The sequence below is a fragment of the Pseudomonas alcaligenes genome (assembly GCF_014490745.1).
GTDB lineage: Bacteria > Pseudomonadota > Gammaproteobacteria > Pseudomonadales > Pseudomonadaceae > Aquipseudomonas > Aquipseudomonas alcaligenes_C.
Map to the genome: position 1 here is coordinate 3,857,564 of NZ_LZEU01000001.1, position 19,372 is coordinate 3,876,935.

General features: G+C 64.7%; 22 protein-coding genes. All 22 read right to left on the minus strand.

What is annotated here, in order from left to right:
• Positions 1-26 precede the first annotated feature (26 nt).
• A complete protein-coding gene (locus A9179_RS17620; protein WP_187807516.1) occupies positions 27-485 on the minus strand; it encodes a hypothetical protein in 459 nt (152 codons plus the stop codon).
• A gap of 17 nt (positions 486-502) precedes the next feature.
• On the minus strand, positions 503-1,300 hold the full coding sequence (locus A9179_RS17625) for an amidohydrolase (protein ID WP_187807517.1): 798 nt from the start codon (positions 1,298-1,300) through the stop codon (positions 503-505).
• Positions 1,288-2,436 carry a pyridoxal phosphate-dependent aminotransferase gene (locus A9179_RS17630; RefSeq protein ID WP_187807518.1) on the minus strand — a complete coding sequence of 383 codons (1,149 nt, stop codon included), beginning with the start codon at positions 2,434-2,436 and terminating at the stop codon, positions 1,288-1,290. Before A9179_RS17630 ends, A9179_RS17625 begins: the two co-directional genes overlap by 13 nt.
• Positions 2,437-2,563: 127 nt before the next feature.
• On the minus strand, positions 2,564-4,027 hold the full coding sequence (gene der / locus A9179_RS17635) for a ribosome biogenesis GTPase Der (protein ID WP_187807519.1): 1,464 nt from the start codon (positions 4,025-4,027) through the stop codon (positions 2,564-2,566).
• A gap of 199 nt (positions 4,028-4,226) precedes the next feature.
• Entirely contained in the window at positions 4,227-5,378 is a 1,152-nt protein-coding gene (gene bamB, locus A9179_RS17640) for an outer membrane protein assembly factor BamB (protein ID WP_187807520.1), read from the minus strand.
• On the minus strand, positions 5,371-6,006 hold the full coding sequence (locus tag A9179_RS17645) for a YfgM family protein (protein ID WP_187807521.1): 636 nt from the start codon (positions 6,004-6,006) through the stop codon (positions 5,371-5,373). Before A9179_RS17645 ends, bamB begins: the two co-directional genes overlap by 8 nt.
• Before the next feature lie 18 nt (positions 6,007-6,024).
• Positions 6,025-7,329, minus strand: a complete 1,305-nt coding sequence (gene hisS / locus A9179_RS17650) for a histidine--tRNA ligase (protein WP_187807522.1) — start codon at positions 7,327-7,329, stop codon at positions 6,025-6,027.
• Positions 7,330-7,343: 14 nt separating this feature from the next.
• Positions 7,344-8,456 (minus strand): flavodoxin-dependent (E)-4-hydroxy-3-methylbut-2-enyl-diphosphate synthase, encoded by a 1,113-nt coding sequence (gene ispG / locus A9179_RS17655; RefSeq protein ID WP_187807523.1) that lies wholly within the window; start codon positions 8,454-8,456, stop codon positions 7,344-7,346.
• Between the two features lie 8 nt (positions 8,457-8,464).
• Positions 8,465-9,553 (minus strand): RodZ domain-containing protein, encoded by a 1,089-nt coding sequence (locus A9179_RS17660; protein WP_187807524.1) that lies wholly within the window; start codon positions 9,551-9,553, stop codon positions 8,465-8,467.
• On the minus strand, positions 9,553-10,314 hold the full coding sequence (pilW, locus tag A9179_RS17665) for a type IV pilus biogenesis/stability protein PilW (RefSeq protein ID WP_187807525.1): 762 nt from the start codon (positions 10,312-10,314) through the stop codon (positions 9,553-9,555). The genes A9179_RS17660 and pilW overlap by 1 nt, the downstream gene beginning before the upstream one ends.
• Positions 10,315-10,327: 13 nt before the next feature.
• Positions 10,328-11,476, minus strand: coding sequence for a dual-specificity RNA methyltransferase RlmN (rlmN, locus tag A9179_RS17670; protein ID WP_187807526.1), 1,149 nt, complete (start codon positions 11,474-11,476; stop codon positions 10,328-10,330).
• A 24-nt stretch (positions 11,477-11,500) separates the two neighbouring features.
• Positions 11,501-11,932, minus strand: a complete 432-nt coding sequence (gene ndk, locus A9179_RS17675) for a nucleoside-diphosphate kinase (protein ID WP_090442892.1) — start codon at positions 11,930-11,932, stop codon at positions 11,501-11,503.
• A 100-nt stretch (positions 11,933-12,032) separates the two neighbouring features.
• Positions 12,033-12,233, minus strand: a complete 201-nt coding sequence (iscX, locus tag A9179_RS17680) for a Fe-S cluster assembly protein IscX (protein WP_187807527.1) — start codon at positions 12,231-12,233, stop codon at positions 12,033-12,035.
• A 14-nt stretch (positions 12,234-12,247) separates the two neighbouring features.
• The gene (gene fdx, locus A9179_RS17685; RefSeq protein WP_187807528.1) at positions 12,248-12,589 is read right to left on the minus strand and encodes an ISC system 2Fe-2S type ferredoxin; all 342 of its coding nucleotides are present in this window, start codon (positions 12,587-12,589) and stop codon (positions 12,248-12,250) included.
• Positions 12,589-14,457, minus strand: coding sequence for a Fe-S protein assembly chaperone HscA (gene hscA, locus A9179_RS17690; RefSeq protein ID WP_187807529.1), 1,869 nt, complete (start codon positions 14,455-14,457; stop codon positions 12,589-12,591). Before hscA ends, fdx begins: the two co-directional genes overlap by 1 nt.
• 42 nt (positions 14,458-14,499) lie before the next feature.
• The gene (gene hscB, locus A9179_RS17695; RefSeq protein WP_187807530.1) at positions 14,500-15,021 is read right to left on the minus strand and encodes a co-chaperone HscB; all 522 of its coding nucleotides are present in this window, start codon (positions 15,019-15,021) and stop codon (positions 14,500-14,502) included.
• A gap of 8 nt (positions 15,022-15,029) precedes the next feature.
• Entirely contained in the window at positions 15,030-15,353 is a 324-nt protein-coding gene (gene iscA, locus A9179_RS17700) for an iron-sulfur cluster assembly protein IscA (RefSeq protein WP_187807531.1), read from the minus strand.
• A 25-nt stretch (positions 15,354-15,378) separates the two neighbouring features.
• Positions 15,379-15,765 (minus strand): Fe-S cluster assembly scaffold IscU, encoded by a 387-nt coding sequence (iscU, locus tag A9179_RS17705; protein ID WP_069517686.1) that lies wholly within the window; start codon positions 15,763-15,765, stop codon positions 15,379-15,381.
• A 48-nt stretch (positions 15,766-15,813) separates the two neighbouring features.
• Complete coding sequence (locus A9179_RS17710) at positions 15,814-17,028, minus strand: IscS subfamily cysteine desulfurase (protein ID WP_187807532.1); 1,215 nt, start codon at positions 17,026-17,028, stop codon at positions 15,814-15,816.
• A 31-nt stretch (positions 17,029-17,059) separates the two neighbouring features.
• Entirely contained in the window at positions 17,060-17,551 is a 492-nt protein-coding gene (gene iscR / locus A9179_RS17715) for a Fe-S cluster assembly transcriptional regulator IscR (protein WP_187807533.1), read from the minus strand.
• Between the two features lie 139 nt (positions 17,552-17,690).
• Entirely contained in the window at positions 17,691-18,470 is a 780-nt protein-coding gene (gene cysE, locus A9179_RS17720; RefSeq protein WP_262410742.1) for a serine O-acetyltransferase, read from the minus strand.
• On the minus strand, positions 18,463-19,242 hold the full coding sequence (gene trmJ, locus A9179_RS17725; RefSeq protein ID WP_187807535.1) for a tRNA (cytosine(32)/uridine(32)-2'-O)-methyltransferase TrmJ: 780 nt from the start codon (positions 19,240-19,242) through the stop codon (positions 18,463-18,465). The genes cysE and trmJ overlap by 8 nt, the downstream gene beginning before the upstream one ends.
• Between the last annotated feature and the right edge of the window lie 130 nt (positions 19,243-19,372).

Here is a 19,372-nt window from a genome sequence, read left to right on the forward strand (position 1 = left end):
GCGGGTTTTGCATGGGTGCGCCCGGCTCAGACCAGGCCGCTCAGCATCAGTACCGGCACCAGCACCAGCAGCACGGCGACCAGGAACAGCAAGCCGATGCCCACCGCGCGCCAGTTGGAGAAGAACGCCCCCTGCTGCGCGCGATGCGCCTCCAGGGCCGGGGCATGCAACTGCTTGGCGTAGTAGTACATGGCCATGACCTGGGCCACGGCGAAACCGCTATTCGGCGTGCCATCCGGCAGCATGAAGCTGATCAGCAGCACCGCCAGCAGGCAAACGCCGGCCATTACCCAGCTGGTCTTGAGCTTGTCCAGCAGGCCCAGTGCCTTGAGGTTGTGGTTGAGCACATAGGCGCCGGCCAGCGGCGTACCAAAGAAGGTCGCCAGGCCGATGGCGGCCAGGCTGTAGAGCTTCTGCCCTTGCGCTACAGAATCAGCACTGACCAGCTCGGCACTCGGGGTCTGGAACGGGTTGTTGGCATCCATGCGGGGCATTCCTGAAGTCAGGGAGGGGTGAGGGAAAAACTATCAGCATCCAGATGCGCCGGGAAGCGCTCGCGGTAGGCCGCCAGATTGGCCGCACTGAGGGTGACGCGGAACACTCCGCCCGCCTCGCCCGGCGCCAGCAGGGTTTCGCCCTGGAAATCCAGCACCTGGCTGTCGCCGCTGTAGGGGTGGCCATTGCCGTCGCTGCCGATGCGATTCACCGCGGCCACGTAGCACAGGTTCTCGATCGCCCGCGCCGGCAGCAGGCGGTTCCAGTGCTGGCGCCGTGCGCCCGGCCAGTTGGCGGTGTACAGCAGCAGGTCGGTGCCGCCGGCATCACGACTCCACACTGGGAAGCGCAGGTCGTAGCAGATCAGCGGGCGCACCTGCCAGCCTTTCAGTTCCAGCAGCACCTGCTCCTCGCCGGCGCGGTAGTGCTTGTGTTCGCCGGCCATGCGGAACAGGTGGCGCTTGTCGTAGTGCGCCAGCGAGCCATCCGGACGCGCCCATAGCAGGCGGTTACGGTAGCTGCCGTCGGCAGCCTGGATGATCAGGCTGCCGGTGACTACCGCGCCGATACGCCGGGCCTGCTCGCGCAGCCAGGCCGTGGTCGGGCCGTCTTCGGCCTCGGCCAGCTCGGCCGAGTGCATGGAGAAGCCGGTGCTGAACATCTCCGGCAGCACCACCAGGTCGGCGCCACGGGCCTGTTCCAGCAGCGGTTCGAAGCGCGCACGGTTGGCGGCGGCGTCGTGCCAGTCCAGTTCGCTCTGGATCAGCGCCAGTTCGAGGTCGGGCAGTTGGCTCAGATCGCGCATAGTTTTTCCGCTGCCAGGCGCAGCGTCTCCTCGCGTTTGGCGAAGCAGAAGCGCACCAGGCGCATCTCGGCCGGGGCCTGCTGGTAGAACACCGACACCGGGATGGCCGCCACGCCGTGCTCGCGGGTCAGCCATTCGGCCATGGCCACGTCACCCAGGTCGGGGCGAATCGCCGAGTAGTCGGCCAGCTGGAAGTAGGTGCCTGGCGCACGGGTGAAGTTGAAGCGCGAGCCGGCCAGCAGGTCGCAGAACAGGTCGCGCTTGGCCTGATAGAAGGCCGGCAGCTCCTCGACATGCTCGGGGCTTACCGCCATGAAATCGGCCAGCGCATGCTGCAGCGGTGTCACCCCGCAGAAGTTGACGTACTGGTGGATCTTGCGCAGCTCGGCGGTCAGCGCCGGCGGCGCCACCACATAGCCGGTCTTCCAGCCGGTGACGTGGTAGGTCTTGCCGAACGAGCTGACCACGAAGGCGCGGGCGTACAGCTCCTCGTGGGCCAGCACGCTGGCGTGGCGGGCGCCGTCGAAGATCAGGTGCTCGTAGACCTCGTCGCTGATGATATGGATATCGCGGCCACGGATCAGCGCCGCCAGCTGATCGAGATCGGCGCGGCCGAGCAACGCGCCGCTGGGGTTGTGCGGCGAGTTGATGAAGATCAGCCGCGTCCGGTCATTTATGGCATCGGCCAGGCGCTGCCAGTCCACGGCGAAGTCCGGCAACGCCAGCGGCACGTGCACGCAGCGCCCACCGGCCAGCTCGACCGAGGGCTCGTAGCTGTCGTAGCAGGGGTCGAGGACGATGGCCTCGTCGCCCGGGTGGATCAGCGCCTGCACGGCGCAGAAGATCGCCTCGGTGGCGCCGGGAGTGATGGTGATCTCGCTGTCGGCATCGCGCTGCACGCCATAGCTGCGGGCGATCTTGGCCGCCACCTGCTGACGCAGGGCCGGCAGGCCGGTCATCGGGCAGTACTGGTTGCGCCCCTCCAGCACATGGCGGGCCACCGCTTCACGCAGGGCCTGCGGGCCGTCGAAGTCGGGAAAGCCCTGGGACAGGTTGATGGCGCCGGTTTCCGCGGCGAGCTGGGACATGCGGGTGAAGATGGTGGTGCCGACATTGGGCAGCTTGCTGGCGAGCATCGGGACTTCCTGCTGGCGTTAGGCGAGCCGCGAGGATAGCCGATGGCCGCCGCCTGATGCAGCAGCCGCACTTATGAAAAAGGCGCAGAAGCTTATGCTGCTGCGCCTTTGGCCAACACCGGAAGAATCAGCGCTTGTCCTTGCGCTTCTTCTCGGCCTTCTTGTGGTGGCTCATCAGTCGGCGTTTCTTGTTCACCTGGCGGTCGGTGAGGGTGTTCTTCTTGCCCTCGTAGGGGTTCTCGCCGCCCTTGTACTCGATGCGGATCGGCGTACCGACCAGCTTGAGCACGCGCCGGTAGGTGTTTTCCAGGTAGCGGGTGTAGGACTTCGGTACGGCGTCCACCTGGTTGCCGTGGATCACGATCAGCGGCGGGTTGGCGCCACCGAGGTGGGCATAGCGCAGCTTGATGCGGCGACCGCTGACCATCGGCGGCTGGTGCTCCTGCACCGCGTCCTCGAGGATCTGGGTCAGGCGGCTGGTCGGCCAGCGGGTGATCGCCGACTTGAACGAGGCCTGCACCGACTTGTACAGATTGCCCACGCCCGTGCCGTGCAGGGCGGAAATGAAGTGGATGTCGGCGTAGTCGACGAAGAACAGCCGGCGCTCCAGCTCGGTCTTCACGAAGTCGCGTTCGCCCGGTTCCATGCCGTCCCACTTGTTCAGGGCGATGACCAGCGCACGGCCGGACTCGATGGCAAAGCCAAGCAGGTTGAGGTCATGGTCGACCACGCCTTCGCGCGCGTCCATGACGAAGATCACCACGTTGGCGTCCTTGATCGCCTGCAGGGTCTTCACCACCGAGAACTTTTCCACTTCCTCGTGGATCTTGCCGCGCTTGCGCACGCCGGCGGTGTCGATCAGCGTGTACTTCTCGTCGTTGCGCTCGAACGGGATGTAGATGCTGTCGCGGGTGGTGCCGGGCTGGTCATACACCACCACCCGCTCTTCGCCGAGCATGCGGTTGACCAGGGTCGACTTGCCGACGTTGGGACGGCCGATGATGGCGATCTTGATCCCGTCCTTTTCGCTCGGGCCGGGAATACGCTTGGCTTCCTCGCCTTCGGCAACGTGCTCGTCGCTGACGTCTTCTTCTGCGTCACGGGGGAAATCCCCCAGCGCCGCTTCCAGCAGCTGGGTGATGCCGCGGCCGTGGGCACCGGCGATCGGCAGGGCTTCGCCCATGCCCATCGGGGCGAACTCGGCGCGGGCGATGTCCGGATCGATGTTGTCGATCTTGTTCACCACCAGGAAGCTGCGCTTGTTGCGCTTGCGCAGGTGCTCGCCAATCATCTGGTCGCTGGCGGTCAGGCCGGCACGGGCGTCGACCAGGAACAGCACCACGTCGGCTTCTTCGATGGCCAGCAGCGACTGCTCGGCCATCTTCTCGTCGATGCCCTCCTCGTCGCCGGTGATGCCGCCGGTGTCGACCAGGATGTAGCTGCGCCCTTCCCACTTGGCTTCGCCATACTGGCGATCACGGGTCAGGCCGGCCAGGTCACCGACAATGGCATCGCGGCTGCGGGTCAGACGGTTGAACAGAGTCGACTTGCCGACGTTGGGGCGGCCCACCAGGGCGATTACCGGAACCATTGGCTCCTCCGATTCAACGATCTGCTGCGCGTCGGCCATGCGTCGTTGGTTCGGGGACTTGGATGCTCATTTACCAGATGTAAACTCCGCACTCTCGTCCCCGCCCCGCCTAGCCTGGCTCTAGCTCGCTAGATCGTAACGTAAACAAAAACAAAGGCCGCTGCCGTAGAACGGCAGCGGCCGGACATTGCAAAACAGCTTAGCGGATGGTCAGGCCGACCAGCTTGCCGCTGTTGCCGTAGGCATAGATCCAGTCACCAACCACCAGCGGGCGCACACGCACACCGTCGCCATCGATCTTCTCGCGACCGACGAAGTGACCATCCACCTGGCTCAGCAGGTGCAGGTAGCCTTCGAAGTCACCGACTGCCACGTAGCTGGAGAACACTTCCGGCGCCGACAGTTGGCGGCGCGCCAGGGCGTCGTTGTTCCACAGCGCCGAGTTGGAACGCTCGTCGATGCTCTCGACGCTGCCGTTGGCCTGGCTGACGTAGACGTTGCCGAAGCCCTGGGCCAGGCCGACATAGCTGGACGCATCGCGATCCCACAGCGGGCGACCGCTGTCGACGTCGAGCGCGGCCACTTTGCCCTGGTAGGTCACCACGTACAGGGTGCCGCCGGAGAGCAGCAGGTTGCCGTCGATATCGACCACGCGCTCCAGCTCGGAACGGCCTTTCGGCACAGCCACGCGCTGCTCCCACACCGGGATGCCGCGCTGGGTGTCGAGGGCGATCACCTTGCCGCTGGACAGGCCGGCGATGGCAAGGCGGTTGGTCAGTACCGGGCCGCTGGTGCCACGCAGGGTCAGCACCGCCGGGGTGTTTTCGAAGATCCAGCGCTGGCTGCCGGTACTGGCATCCAGAGCAATCAGGCGATCGTCCTGGGTCTGCACCACCACCACGTCACCGTTGGTCGCCGGGGCCGACAGCACTTCGCTGGTCACCCGCGAACGCCACTTCTCTTCACCGGTACTGGCGTCGAGGGCGATCACTTCGCCTTTCAGGGTACCGACCAGCACCAGGCCGTAGCCGGCGCCAACACCGCCGGATACCGGCAGGTCGAGGTCGACTTCCCAGGTCTTGTCGCCGGTCAGGCGATCCAGGGCCACCACCTCGCCGTCCGCCGAGGCGGCGTACAGGCGATCGCCGTCCACGGCCGGGGTCAGCAGGTTGTAGATATCGCCCTGGCCATCACCGATGGAGCGGCTCCACTGGGCATCCAGGCGCACTTCTTCCTGGATGTCGGGCAGCTCGGCCGGCGGCAGTTCCTTCTTGCTGTTGCTGCTGCACCCCACGGCCATCACGGCCAGGGCCAGCACTGCGGCATTCTTCCAGCGCATCACGTCACGCATCCCCTTTGGCCAGGTCGTCGAGTTTCATTTGCAGACCACCCACGGCCGCATCTTCGGCCAGGGAGTCCTTGGCTTTCTGGTAGGCGGCATGGGCATCGTCGGTACGGCCGAGCTGCACCAGCAGGTCGCCCTTGAGTTCTTCGCGGCTGGCCTGCCAGGCCTTGTCCGCTTCGCCGTCGAGCAGCTTGAGAGCGTCCTCGGCCTTGCCCTGGGCGGCGAGTACACGCGCCAGGCGCTGGCGCGCCAGCTCGCCGACGGTGGCATCCACCGGCTTGTCCAGCAGCAGCTTGAGCTCGGCGGCAGCGTCATCCAGCTTGCCGGCCTCGACGGCCACCTTGGCCACGAACAGGCTGCCGTACTGGGCGTAGTGGCTACCGGCGAACTCGCTCTTCAGCTTGCTGGCCAGCTCCGCGACCTTGCCGGCATCCGGCTGGCCATCGGGGGTCAGGCTGGTTTCCAGCAGTTGCTGGTAGACCTCCGAGGCCCCCTGGGCCTGACGGGTCTGGTAGGACTGCCAGGCCTGCCAGCCGAATACCAGCGCCAGGGCCAGCGCACCGCCGGTCAGCAGGGGCTTGCCGTTGCGCTGCCACCAGTCCTTCAGCTGCGCAATCTGTTCTTCTTCGGTCATGCTCACCCCAGTAGCTCCTTATTCGCTTTGTGCTTGAGCCTGCGCCAGGCAGGCGCCGAGATGCTGTGCGAGCGCATCCCAGGCAATGCTTTGTTGTTCGCCATCGGCGCGCAAAGGTTTGCAACCTACCACGCGACTGGCCAGTTCGTCGTCACCCAGAATCAGGGCGTAGCGCGCGCCGCTCTTGTCGGCCTTCTTGAACTGGCTCTTGAAGCTGCCGGCGCCGGCGTTGACCAGCAGTTTCAGACCCGGCAGGGCATCGCGCAGACGCTCGGCCAGGGCCAGGGCGGCCAGCTCGGCCGGCTCGCCGAAGGCGCACAGGTAGACGTCCGCCGGGTTGTTCAGTTCGGCCGGGATCAGCTCCAGGGTTTCCAGCAGCAGCACCAGGCGCTCGACGCCCATGGCGAAGCCCACGCCCGGGGTCGGCTTGCCGCCGAACTGGCTGACCAGACCGTCGTAACGACCGCCGGCGCACACGGTACCCTGCGAGCCGAGCTTGTCGGTAACCCACTCGAACACGGTACGGCCGTAGTAATCCAGGCCGCGCACCAGCTTCGGGTTGATCTCGTAGCGGATGCCGACCGCATCCAGGCGCGCCTTGAGGCCATCGAAATGCGCGCGCGACTCTTCATCCAGGTAGTCGTGCAGGGTCGGCGCATCGGCCAGCAGGGCCTGGGTCTGGGCATTCTTGCTGTCGAGGATGCGCAACGGGTTGGTGGTCAGGCGGCGCTGGCTGTCTTCGTCGAGCTGCTCGAAACGCTCCTGCAGGTAGGCCACCAGGGCATCGCGATAGGTCGCGCGCGCTTCGCTGGAGCCCAGGCTGTTGAGCTGCAGGGTCACCGCATCGGCCAGGCCGAGCTTGTGCCACAGGCGCGCGGTGAGCACGATCAGCTCGGCGTCGATATCCGGGCCAGGCTGGTTGAAGACTTCCACGCCGATCTGGTGGAACTGGCGGTAACGGCCTTTCTGCGGCTTCTCGTAGCGGAACATCGGCCCGGTGTACCACAGCTTCTGCACCTGGCCACCACCGGTCAGGCCATGCTCGAGCACGGCGCGCACGCAGCCGGCGGTGCCTTCCGGACGCAGGGTCAGGGACTCCTCGTTGCGGTCGAGGAAGGTGTACATCTCCTTGTCGACCACGTCGGTGCCCTCGCCGATACCGCGGGCGAACAGCTCGGTGTACTCGACGATGGGCAGGCGGATTTCCTGATAGCCGTAGCCATCGAGCAGGGCCGCGAAGGTGCCTTCCAGGTAGCGCCAGGCCGGAGTCTGCTCCGGCAGGATGTCGTTCATGCCACGGATGGCTTGCAGGGTCTTGCTCACAGGGTGTCCTTAAATCAGCCGCGGACGATCACGGCCGCATCGGCTTCGACCTTCTCGGCCGCTTTCTGGCGGATCAGCTTCTCCAGCTCGTCCACCAGGTTGTCGTTGGTCAGTTTCTGCGCCGGCTTGCCGTCGATGTAGATCAGGTTGTTCGGCGTACCACCGGTGAGGCCGATATGGGCCTCCTTGGCTTCGCCGGGGCCGTTGACCACGCAACCGATCACCGCCACGTCGAGCGGCACCAGCAGGTCTTCGACGCGGGACTCCAGCTCGTTCATGGTCTTGACCACATCGAAGTTCTGCCGCGAGCAGCTCGGGCAGGCGATGAAGTTGATGCCGCGGGAGCGCAGGCGCAGCGACTTGAGGATGTCGTAGCCGACCTTGATCTCCTCCACCGGATCGGCAGCCAGGGAGATACGGATGGTGTCGCCGATGCCATCGGCCAGCAGCATGCCCAGGCCCACGGCCGACTTCACCGTACCGGAGCGCAGGCCGCCGGCCTCGGTGATGCCCAGGTGCAGCGGCTGCTCGATCTGGGTAGCCAGCAGGCGGTAGGCCTCGACGGCCATGAACACGTCGGAGGCCTTCACGCTGACCTTGAAGTCGGGGAAGTTCAGGCGGTCGAGGTGCTCGACATGGCGCAGCGCCGACTCGACCAGGGCGGCCGGGGTCGGTTCGCCGTATTTCTTCTGCAGATCCTTTTCCAGCGAACCGGCATTGACCCCGATGCGGATCGGGATGCCCTTGTCGCGGGCCGCTTCGACTACGGCGCGGACGCGGTCTTCACGACCGATGTTGCCCGGGTTGATACGCAGGCAATCGACGCCCAGCTCGGCCACACGCAGGGCGATCTGGTAGTCGAAGTGGATGTCGGCCACCAGCGGCACGCGTACCTGCTGCTTGATCTTGCCGAAGGCCTCGGCGGCCTGCATGTCCGGCACCGATACACGCACGATGTCCGCGCCGGCATCTTCCAGGCGGCGGATCTGGCCGACGGTGGCAGCCACATCACAGGTATCGGTGTTGGTCATGCTCTGCACCGCGATCGGCGCATCACCGCCGACCGGCACCGAGCCGACCCAGATCTTGCGGGACAGGCGGCGTTTGATAGGAGATTCGCAATGCATGCTCAGGCTCACTGCCCCAGTTTGAGGCGGGCGGTTTCACCATGGGTGAAGGGGGCGATATCGACCTGCTGGCCGTTGAAGCTGACCACCGCGCCGCGGGCATAGCCCAGACGCAGTTCCAGAGGGGCCTTGCCGGTGACTTCCAGGCTCTCGCCCTTGCGCTTGAGGGCGCTGAGCAGCAGCTTGCCGTCGGCATCGGTGACCTGGGCCCAGCAGTCGGCGCTGAACATCAGGCTGACCCGGCCCATGCCGGCCACGGCAGCCGGAGCCACTGCAGCAGCGGACTCGGCAGGCGCAACGGCAGGTGCAGCCGGGGCGACAGGCGCTTCGGTCACGGCAGGAGCGGGATTGTTCGGCAGCGCGGGCGCCGCTGCAGGCGGCGTCAGCGCGGGTACAGCGCTGGCCGGAGCGGTGCCAGCCGCTTGAGCCGGCGCAGCAGCAGCCGGGGCTGCCGGCACGGCCGGCTGGGCAGCCTGGCCTTCGGCGGCTGCAGGCTCGCCCGGGGTTGCTGCTTCCGGCGCGACCTCGGTCGGCAGCACAGGGGCTTCGCCCTCCTCGCCGCCCTGGACTTGCGCCACGGCCTGGTCTTCCAGCTCGCTGAGCGGATGGATTTCGGTGGTGCCATCGGCGGCATCGACTTCCACGTGCTCGATATTGGCACCCGAGAGAGCGCCACCGGCTTCATGCGACTCGCCCTGCCACCAGAAGAATCCGGCAGCGCCGAGGCCCAGCAGAACCACCACGCTGAAGGCCTGCAGCAGGCCCTGCGAGGCCCGCGCCGGCTCTTCGACCCGGCCCAGGCTGGCTACGCTGCTGCCCTGGGCATCGGTACCGGTGTACTGGTCGAATTCCTGCACCAGGCGGTTGCCATCCATGCCCAGCAGCTTGGCATAGGAACGGATGTAGCCACGGGAGAAGGTATGCCCGGGCAGCTGGTCGAAAGCACCAGCCTCGAGCTGACGCAGCGCCTGCGCCGTCAGGTTGAGCTGGGCGGCCACATCGGTCAGTGCCCAGTTCTTGTTTTCGCGTGCCTTGCGCAGCATCTCGCCAGGATTGGCACGAGTCGCCACCGCTACTTCAGGATGCGAGGCCTTCATTATTGCTCCGAGAGGAATTGCTGATATTCCGGAGTGCCCGGATAGAGACGTTTCATCTGCAGGCCCAGGCTGGCCGCCTGGTCGCGATCATCGAACACCTTGGCCAGGCGGATGCCGAGCAGCAGGCTTTCCGGGGTCTGCTTGCCCTGCTGGCTGAAGCCGCGATAGTAGGCACGGGAGGACACGTAGTCCTTGTCCGAGTACGACAGCTGTGCCATCTGCAGCAACGCCAGCGGACGCTGGCTGTTCATCCGCAGGGCGCGCTCGAAATAGTGCTTGGCCTGCTCGCGCTGGCCCAGCTTCAGGGCCGTCAGGCCGAGGTTCTCGAATACCCGCGAACGCTCGGAGTAGAGGGTGTCCTGGGACGCTTTGAGGAATTGCTCCTGGGCCTCCGGGTAGCGTTTTTCCTCGTAGAGGAAGCCACCGTAGTTGTTCAGCAGGCGGGCATTGTTATCGCTCAAGGCAATCGCCTTGCGGTAGTGCTCGTCGGCCAGCTTCGGCTCCATCTCGCGCTGGAACACCAGGGCCAGCGCGGCATGGGCGTCGGCGCTCTTGGGATCGAGATCCAGTGCCTTGCGCAGCGGCTCCTTGGCCTTTTCGGTGGAGCCCTGGTTGAGATGACCAATACCCAGCTGAATATAGGCATCGCGGGCTTCGTCACGCCCTTTCTGGGTGCTCAACGGATCGACAGGCCCGCCGGTTCTGACGCAGCCCACCAGGATCACGGTCAGAAACAGGCACAGCGCAGCACGCAAGGTCATGGATGTCCTCCCTTCAGGTTCGATTGGCAGCATTGCGAGGCGTCTCGGCCTCGCTGCCCAGCTGACGAACAGCGATATAGCGCTCACTACGCCGGGTGCGATCCTGCACCTGACCGACCAGCTGCCCACAAGCGGCATCGATATCGTCGCCGCGCGTGGTACGCACGGTGACGTTGAAGCCAGCCTTGTGCAGTAGATCCTGGAAGCGGCGAATGGCGTTATTGCTCGGCCGTTCGTAACCGGAGAAGGGGAAGGGATTAAACGGAATCAGATTGATCTTGCAAGGAAAATCCTTGAGAAGTGCGATCATCTGCGCAGCGTGCTCGGGCTGATCGTTGACGTCCTTGAGCAGGGTGTATTCCACCGTCAGGAAACGTTTCTCGCCCAGGCCATCGATGTAACGGCGGCAGGCAGCCAACAGCACGTCCAGCGGGTATTTCTTGTTGAGCGGCACCAACTGGTTGCGCAGCTCGTCGTTCGGTGCGTGCAGCGACAGGGCCAGAGACACGTCGGTGACGGTCGCCAGCTTGTCGATCATGGGCACCACGCCAGAGGTGGACAGAGTCACCTTGCGCTTGGAAATGCCGTAGCCCAGATCATCCATCATGATCTGCATGGCCGGTACGACATTGTCGAAATTCAACAGGGGCTCGCCCATGCCCATCATCACCACGTTGGTGATGGCACGGTCGATCTTGGCCGGTACGGTGCCGAAGGATTTGTTGGCAATCCACACCTGGCCGATGATTTCCGCGGCAGTCAGGTCGCTGTTGAAGCCCTGCTTGCCGGTGGAACAGAAGCTGCAATCCAGCGCACAGCCAGCCTGCGAGGACACACACAGGGTGCCGCGGCCGCCTTGCGGGATGTACACGGTCTCAACGCAGCTGCCGGACGCCACGCGCACCACCCATTTACGGGTGCCATCGCTGGAGATGTCCTGGCTGACCACTTCGGGGCCGCGAATCTCGGCGCAGTCCTTGAGCTTTTCGCGCAAGGCCTTGCCGAGATTGCTCATGGCGTCGAAATCTTCGGCGCCAAAATGGTGAATCCACTTCATCACCTGGCCGGCGCGAAAGCGCTTCTCTCCGATCGACTCGAAGAAGCTTTCCATTTCCGGCTGGGTCAGCCCCAGCAGGTTGGTTTTACCGGCAGTCTCAGTCATGGCTTCACCCTCGCCTGGTCGCGATTAGCGAATGCGAGCGCACACCTCGGTGGCGGCGAAGAAGTAGGCGATCTCGCGAGCAGCGGAAGCCTCGGAGTCGGAACCGTGTACAGCGTTTTCGTCGATGGAAACGGCGAAATCGGCGCGGATGGTACCGGCAGCGGCTTCTTTCGGGTTGGTGGCGCCCATCAGCTCACGGTTTTTCAGAACGGCGTCTTCGCCTTCCAGAACCTGAACGATGACCGGGCCGGAGGTCATGAAGGCGACCAGATCCTTGAAGAAGCCACGCTCGCTGTGCTCGGCGTAGAAGCCAGCAGCTTCGCGCTCGGACAGTTGAACCATTTTCGAAGCAACGACGCGCAGGCCGGCTTTTTCGAAACGGGTGGTGATTTCGCCGATTACGTTTTTGGCAACGGCATCCGGCTTGATGATGGAGAAAGTGCGTTGAACAGCCATGTGAAACTCCGAAAACAAGGATTAAAGCGAACAAGTAAACCCGCGAATTATACGCGGGTTAGGGAAAAATGCGTAGGGCAGCGCCCAAGGGCGCGGCAGCTTACTCGGCTTCTTCGATCCAGGCGGCCTGGATGGCCTCCAGAACCTTCTCGCCACCGCGCTGCGGATCGTCGCTGAAGTCCGGCAAAGCCAGCACCCAGCGGTGCAGATCGACGAAGTTGACGTAGCGCGGATCGGTATCCGGCTTGCTTTCGGCCAGTTCGATGGCGATATCCAGCACGTCAGTCCATTTCAGGCTCATGACAGCTCCTTGAATCAGTGCGGCGCCTCGGCGGCATGGTTGAGCGAGTACTTGGGAATCTCGACGGTCAGGTCTTCCGTCCCGACTATCGCCTGACAGGCCAGGCGCGACTGCGCTTCCAGACCCCAGGCGCGATCGAGGAAGTCCTCCTCCAGCTCGTCCGCCTCTTCCAGCGAATCGAAGCCCTCGCGAATGATGCAGTGGCAGGTGGTGCAGGCACAGACGCCGCCACAGGCACTTTCCATCTCGATATGGTGTTCGTGGGCCAGCTCGAGAATGGACGTGCCGGGCTCAGCCTCGACAACCATGCCGTCAGGACAGAACTTCTCGTGTGGCAGAAAAATGACCTGCGGCATCAGTTATCCTCGATTTCGTTCAGATTGCGCCCCGCCAGAGCGGCCTTCACCGTCGAATCCATGCGGCGCGCAGCAAAGGCGTCAGTGACTTGCGACAGGCGCTTGGTCTGCTGCTCGATGGCGTAGCCGTCACTGCCTTCCAGCAGCCCGATCAGCTCCTGCACCTGCAGGTCGATGACCATGCGCTCTTCGGCATCCAGCAGGCGCTCGCCATCGGCCTCCAGGGCCGCCTGCACCGCCTCGACCAGACGCCGCGCCTCGACCTGGTGCTCGCGCAGCACGCGCGCCTCCTTGTCGCCACCGGCGTTCTGGAAGGAATCCTGCAGCATGCGGGCGATCTCGCCATCGGTCAGGCCGTAGGACGGCTTGACCTGGATGCTCGCCTCCACTCCCGACCCCAGCTCGCGGGCGGAAACACTAAGCAGACCGTCGGCATCCACCTGGAAGGTCACGCGGATCTTGGCCGAACCCGCCACCAGCGGCGGAATGCCACGCAGCTCGAAGCGCGCCAGGGAGCGGCAGTCGCTGATCAGCTCGCGCTCGCCCTGCAGCACATGGATCATCATGGCCGTCTGGCCATCCTTGTAGGTGGTGAAGTCCTGCGCGCGCGCCACCGGAATCGTGGTGTTGCGCGGAATGACCTTTTCCATCAGGCCGCCCATGGTCTCCAGCCCCAGGGACAGCGGAATCACGTCGAGCAGCAGCAGCTCCTCGCCCTCGCCGCGCTTGTTGCCGGCCAGGGTATCGGCCTGGATCGCAGCGCCGATGGCCACCACCTGGTCGGGGTCGATATCGGTCAGCGGCGTACGCCCGAACAGCTCACCCACGGCGGCGCGCACGCGCGGCACGCGAGTGGAACCGCCGACCATGACCACCGCCTCGACCTCGTCGAGCTCGATCCCGGCATCGCGCACCGCACGGCGGCAGGCCTTGAGACTGCGCGCCAGCAGCGGTTCGATCAGCGCCTCGAACTGCGCGCGGCTCAGCTCGCCGCGCCAGTCGCCATGGGCCAGGGCGACCGAGTCGGCCGCCGTCAGCGCTTCCTTAGCCGCACAGGCGGCCTGCAGCAGACTGCGCTGGGTGCCCGGGTCGATATCCGTGGACAACCCGGCCTGCTGCATCATCCAGCCGGCGATGGCATGGTCGAAATCGTCGCCACCCAGGGCGCTGTCGCCGCCGGTAGCCATCACCTCGAACACCCCGCGACTCAGGCGCAGGATGGAAATATCGAAGGTGCCACCACCCAGGTCATAGATGGCGACCACGCCTTCGGCCTGCTGGTCGAGACCATAGGCCACGGCCGCAGCGGTCGGCTCGTTAAGCAGGCGCAGGACATTCAGGCCGGCCAGGCGCGCGGCATCCTTGGTGGCCTGGCGCTGGGCATCGTCGAAATAGGCCGGCACGGTGATCACCGCCCCCACCAGCTCGCCACCCAGGCTCGCCTCGGCACGCTGGCGCAAGACTTTGAGGATTTCGGCGGAGACTTCCACCGGGCTCTTGGCGCCCTGCACGGTGTCGATGAACGGCATGTGCGATTCGCCGCCGACGAAACGGTAAGGCAGCTGCTCGCCCAGTTGCTTGACGTCTTCCAGGCCGCGCCCCATCAGGCGCTTGATCGACAGCACGCTGTTCAGCGGATCGCTGGGCGCCGCCGCCTTGGCCGCCTGGCCCACCTCGACGCGGTCGGCGTGATAGCGCACCGCCGACGGCAGGATCACCTGCCCGGCAGCATCCGCCAGAGGCGCCGAAAGACCGCTACGCACGGCGGCGACCAGGGAGTTGGTGGTGCCCAGATCGATACCCACGGCCAGGCGACGCTGGTGGGGCTGAGGGCTTTGGCCGGGCTCGGCGATCTGCAGTAGGGCCATGATGCTCTGAATGTCAGGTGCGCGACCGGGGCCGCACTTCGGTTAATCGTCGAGGCGCTCTTCCAGATCGCGCACTTCGTGGGCCAGCTTGTCGAGGAACTGCATGCGCCGCACCAGGCGCTCGGCCTCTTCACGGCGCGCAGAATCATCCCAGCAGGCGGCAAAACCTTCGTCGAGCTCATCCTGAGCCGCTTTCAGACGGCGCTTGAACGTCGCCACCCCGGCCAGATCGGCCTCGTCCTGCAGCTCTTCCAGCTCCTCGCGCCAACGCATCTGCTGCAGGAGGAACTCGCCATCCTGCACCGTGACTTCCAGCGGCAGCTCGCGGCCGCGCAGAGCCAGCAGGTAGAGCGCACGGCGCGGCGCGTTCTTCAGGGTCTGGTAGGCCTCGTTGAGGCTGGCCGAATGCTCCAGCGCCAGACGCTGTTCGCGCTCGCTGGCATCGGCGAAGCGATCCGGATGCACGGCCTTGGCCAGTTCGCGATAGCGCGCCGACAACTGCTGAAGATCCAGGCGAAAGCCGGGCTGCAGATCGAACAGGGCAAAATGACAGGGACTACCCACAACCGGCCTCAGACGTTGAAGCTCTCGCCGCAGCCGCATTCGCCACGCACGTTCGGGTTGTTGAACTTGAAGCCCTCGTTGAGCCCCTCGCGCACGAAGTCCAGCTCAGTGCCGTCCAGGTAGGTCAGGCTCTTGGGATCGATGATCACCTTGACCCCGAAGCTCTCGAAGACCTGATCCTCGCCCGCCACTTCATCGACGAACTCCAGCACATAGGCCAGCCCGGAACAGCCGGTGGTGCGAACGCCCAGGCGAATGCCCTCGCCCTTGCCACGCCCCTCGAGGGAGCGCTGCACGTGGCGCGCGGCCGCTTCGGTCATGCTGATAGCCATGGCAACTCCTTACGCGACAACGAACTCAGACCAGGCCTTTCTTCTGCTTGTAGTCGCGCACGGCCGCCTTGATGGCGTCCTCGGCGAGCACCGAGCAGTGGATCTTCACCGGCGGCAACGCCAGTTCTTCGGCCAGCTGGGTGTTCTTGATGGTTTCCGCCTCGTCCAGGGTCTTGCCCTTCATCCACTCGGTGGCGAGGGAGCTGGAAGCGATGGCCGAACCGCAGCCGTAGGTCTTGAACTTGGCGTCTTCGATCACGCCCTGCTCGTTGACCTTGATCTGCAGACGCATCACGTCGCCGCACGCCGGGGCGCCAACCATGCCGGTGCCGACGTTCGGATCCTCGGCATCCATCTTGCCGACGTTGCGCGGGTTCTCGTAATGGTCGATGACCTTTTCACTGTAAGCCATGGTGCAATTCCTCTCTCATCAGGTGCCGCTCTACAGGCGACTCGAAAATCAATGTGCCTGCCATTCGACCTTGGAGATGTCGACACCTTCTTTGAACATGTCCCACAGCGGCGACAGCTCACGCAGCTTGTTCACCGCATCAGCCACTTTGCTGGCCGCGTAATCGACTTCTTCCTCGGTGGTGAAGCGACCGAAGGTGAAACGGATCGAGCTGTGCGCCAGCTCGTCGTTGCGCCCCAGTGCGCGCAGCACATAGGACGGTTCCAACGAGGCGGAGGTACAGGCGGAACCGGAGGAGACCGCCAGATCCTTGAGCGCCATGATCAGCGACTCGCCCTCGACATAGTTGAAACTGAGGTTCAGGTTGTGCGGCACGCGCTGGGTCAGGCTGCCGTTGACGTACAGCTCTTCCATGCCTTCGAGCTGCTTGTAGAAGCGGTCGCGCAGGGCCAGAACACGCTGGTTTTCCTGCGCCATCTCTTGCTTGGCGATACGGAAGGCCTCGCCCATGCCGACGCACTGGTGGGTCGCCAGGGTGCCGGAGCGCATGCCGCGCTCGTGGCCGCCACCGTGGGTCTGGGCTTCCAGGCGCACGCGCGGCTTGCGGCGCACATACAGGGCACCAACGCCTTTCGGGCCGTAGGTCTTGTGCGCGGAGAAGGACATCAGGTCGACCTTCATCTTCTCCAGGTCGATCTCGACCTTGCCGGTGGACTGGGCTGCGTCGACATGCAACAGCACGCCGCGCGAGCGGGTCAGCTCGCCGATGGCGGTGATGTCGTTGATGGTGCCGATCTCGTTGTTGACGTGCATCACCGACACCAGAATGGTGTCGTCACGCAGCGCCGCCTCGACCATGGCCGGGGTGATCAGGCCATCTTCGCCCGGCTCGATGTAGGTGACTTCGAAGCCTTCGCGCTCGAGCTGGCGGGTGGTGTCCAGCACCGCCTTGTGCTCGATCTTCGAGGTGATGATGTGCTTGCCTTTAGTGCTGTAGAAGTGCGCGACGCCTTTGATGGCCAGGTTGTCGGACTCGGTGGCACCGGACGTCCAGACGATCTCGCGGGGGTCGGCATTGACCAGCTCGGCGACCTGGCGGCGGGCGTTTTCCACGGCCTCTTCGGCCTTCCAGCCGAACACGTGGGAGCGCGAGGCCGGGTTGCCAAAGTTGCCATCCACCAGCAGGCACTCGCTCATCTTCTGCGCAACGCGCGGATCGACCGGAGTGGTGGCGGAGTAGTCGAGGTAAATCGGCAATCTCATCAGGTGTCTCCTATTCGGGCTGGCGCCCCGCTCAATCGACGGCGGACGCTTCAATCTTATCCAGGCGAGGCGTCCTGCCGCCGCAATGGCGCTGATCCTGGCGCAGGGCAACTTCCTGCACCTCTCGGCGAGTCACCAGGTCAGCCAGGCTGATACCACTGAGGAACTCGTGAATCTGCTGGCTGAGGTCGCACCACAGGTGGTGGGTCAGGCAGGTATCGCCGGAGTGGCAATCGCCAAGCCCCTGGCAACGGGTAGCATCCACCGACTCATTGACCGCATCGATCACCTGAGCCACCTGGATCACCTGCATGTCGCGCGACAGCTGATAGCCACCACCGGGACCACGCACACTGCTGACCAGGTTGCCGCGACGCAGCTTGGCGAACAGTTGCTCCAGATAGGACAGGGAGATGCCCTGACGCTCGGAAATATCCGCCAGCGAAACCGGCCCGTGCTGCGCATGCAGCGCCAGGTCGAGCATGGCGGTAACGGCGTAACGGCCTTTGGTGGTCAGTCGCATGGTGGATACCACGGATTCGCTGGATTGCCGCAAGTATCCCCTTTTCCGACTATTTAGGTCAACTATAAGACCGATCAAAATAGTCGGATTTAGGCGCGGTACGGGGCGCGAATCATAGCAGACTCAGCCCCGCACGGCATCAGGCGGCAGGCTTGTCGCCCTGCTCCTTGCATACACCCTCGAAATCCTCGTCGCGCAGCGCCGGCAATTCCTTGGCGCAGTAATCACTGCCCAGAGCCTTGAGCGCCCCGCACATACCCTCCAGGCGCGAGTCGACCGCTTGCAGGTGGTCGAGCAGCTGACCAATGGCACGCGCCACCGGGTCAGGCATGTCCTGACTAACGCCATAAGCATCGAAACCGAGCTTCTCGGCCATGGCCTGGCGCTTGGCTTCCTGCTCGTCATCCGCCTTGGCGATGATCCGCCCCGGGATCCCCACTGCCGTAGCGCCAGCCGGCACCGCCTTGGTGACCACCGCATTGGAGCCGATCTTGGCCCCCGCACCGACGGTGAACGGACCGAGCACTTTGGCACCAGCACCGACCACCACACCATCTTCCAGAGTCGGATGGCGCTTGCCCTTGTTCCAGCTGGTGCCACCCAGGGTCACCCCCTGGTACAGGGTGACGTCATTGCCGATCTCGGCGGTCTCGCCGATGACGATGCCCATGCCGTGATCGATGAAGAAACGCCGGCCGATCTTCGCCCCCGGATGGATCTCGATGCCGGTCAGCCAGCGCCCGAAGTTGGACACCAGGCGCGCCAGCCACTTCCAGCCGCGCCCCCACAAGGCATGCCCCAGACGGTGTAGCCAGATGGCATGCAGGCCCGGGTAGCAGGTCAACACTTCGAAGGCATTGCGCGCCGCCGGGTCGCGATGGAAAACGCTCTGGATATCTTCGCGCACACGCTCAAACATCATCTTCTCTCCGCTTGTGTGGCTCGCCACGCACTGCTTTCTGGGTCTCCGTGAGGATACCGCGCAAAATGTTCATCTCCAGCTTGCTGACGTCGGCCCGCCCGTACAGGCGGCGCAGGCGCGACATCAGATGGCGCGGATGCTGCGGATCGAGGAAACCGATCGCCACCAGGGTACTTTCCAGGTGGCCATAGAACAGTTCCAGCTCGTCCGCCGTCACCGGCTGCGCATCCAGCGGTACCGCCGCCTCTACCTTGCTCATCTTGGTCGGCTGCCCCTGGGCAGCCAGCCAGGCCATGCGCACCTCGTAGGCCAGCACCTGCACGGCCGTGGCCAGGTTCAGCGAGCTGAACTCGGGATTGGCTGGGATATGCACGTGGAAGTGACAGCGCTGCAGCTCTTCGTTGGTCAGCCCGGCGTATTCGCGACCGAACACCAGGGCCACCTCGCCACCGGCCTGTACATGCTCCAGGCTGGTGGTCGCACATTCGCGCGGATCGAGCAGCGGCCAGGGAATGCGCCGATCCCGGGCGCTGGTGCCGAGCACCACGGTGCAGCCGACCAGCGCCTCTTCCAGGGTGTTCACCACCTGCGCCGCCTCGAGCACATCGGTCGCCCCGGAGGCGCGTGCCACCGCTTCGCTGCTGGGAAAGTCCAGCGGATCGACCAGCACCAGGCGCGACAGCCCCATGTTTTTCATGGCCCGCGCCGTACCACCGATATTGCCGGGATGACTGGTATTGACCAGAACCACGCGAATGTTCTGCAGCAAGTTCCGCTCCCGACAAAATGCAAAAGGGGCATAGATGGTACAGAAGCCCCCGAGCGAACGCCACGCAGCACAACGGCTAGGCTAGATGAAAAGGGCTTTTCTGTTAGAATGCCCGGCTTTCTTTAACGCC

What these genes read in the sequence shown, in the direction of transcription:
- iscR (WP_187807533.1), bottom strand. Translation starts at nt 17,551, where the DNA reads ATGCGACTGACCACCAAAGGCCGTTACGCCGTTACCGCCATGCTCGAC.
- A9179_RS17625 (WP_187807517.1), bottom strand. Translation starts at nt 1,300, where the DNA reads ATGCGCGATCTGAGCCAACTGCCCGACCTCGAACTGGCGCTGATCCAG.
- ispG (WP_187807523.1), bottom strand. Translation starts at nt 8,456, where the DNA reads ATGCATTGCGAATCTCCTATCAAACGCCGCCTGTCCCGCAAGATCTGG.
- A9179_RS17660 (WP_187807524.1), bottom strand. Translation starts at nt 9,553, where the DNA reads ATGAAGGCCTCGCATCCTGAAGTAGCGGTGGCGACTCGTGCCAATCCT.
- hscA (WP_187807529.1), bottom strand. Translation starts at nt 14,457, where the DNA reads ATGGCCCTACTGCAGATCGCCGAGCCCGGCCAAAGCCCTCAGCCCCAC.
- A9179_RS17710 (WP_187807532.1), bottom strand. Translation starts at nt 17,028, where the DNA reads ATGAGATTGCCGATTTACCTCGACTACTCCGCCACCACTCCGGTCGAT.
- iscA (WP_187807531.1), bottom strand. Translation starts at nt 15,353, where the DNA reads ATGGCTATCAGCATGACCGAAGCGGCCGCGCGCCACGTGCAGCGCTCC.
- A9179_RS17645 (WP_187807521.1), bottom strand. Translation starts at nt 6,006, where the DNA reads ATGACCGAAGAAGAACAGATTGCGCAGCTGAAGGACTGGTGGCAGCGC.
- bamB (WP_187807520.1), bottom strand. Translation starts at nt 5,378, where the DNA reads ATGCGTGACGTGATGCGCTGGAAGAATGCCGCAGTGCTGGCCCTGGCC.
- pilW (WP_187807525.1), bottom strand. Translation starts at nt 10,314, where the DNA reads ATGACCTTGCGTGCTGCGCTGTGCCTGTTTCTGACCGTGATCCTGGTG.
- iscU (WP_069517686.1), bottom strand. Translation starts at nt 15,765, where the DNA reads ATGGCTTACAGTGAAAAGGTCATCGACCATTACGAGAACCCGCGCAAC.
- cysE (WP_262410742.1), bottom strand. Translation starts at nt 18,470, where the DNA reads ATGTTTGAGCGTGTGCGCGAAGATATCCAGAGCGTTTTCCATCGCGAC.
- ndk (WP_090442892.1), bottom strand. Translation starts at nt 11,932, where the DNA reads ATGGCTGTTCAACGCACTTTCTCCATCATCAAGCCGGATGCCGTTGCC.
- rlmN (WP_187807526.1), bottom strand. Translation starts at nt 11,476, where the DNA reads ATGACTGAGACTGCCGGTAAAACCAACCTGCTGGGGCTGACCCAGCCG.
- iscX (WP_187807527.1), bottom strand. Translation starts at nt 12,233, where the DNA reads ATGAGCCTGAAATGGACTGACGTGCTGGATATCGCCATCGAACTGGCC.
- fdx (WP_187807528.1), bottom strand. Translation starts at nt 12,589, where the DNA reads ATGCCGCAGGTCATTTTTCTGCCACACGAGAAGTTCTGTCCTGACGGC.
- A9179_RS17630 (WP_187807518.1), bottom strand. Translation starts at nt 2,436, where the DNA reads ATGCTCGCCAGCAAGCTGCCCAATGTCGGCACCACCATCTTCACCCGC.
- der (WP_187807519.1), bottom strand. Translation starts at nt 4,027, where the DNA reads ATGGTTCCGGTAATCGCCCTGGTGGGCCGCCCCAACGTCGGCAAGTCG.
- A9179_RS17620 (WP_187807516.1), bottom strand. Translation starts at nt 485, where the DNA reads ATGGATGCCAACAACCCGTTCCAGACCCCGAGTGCCGAGCTGGTCAGT.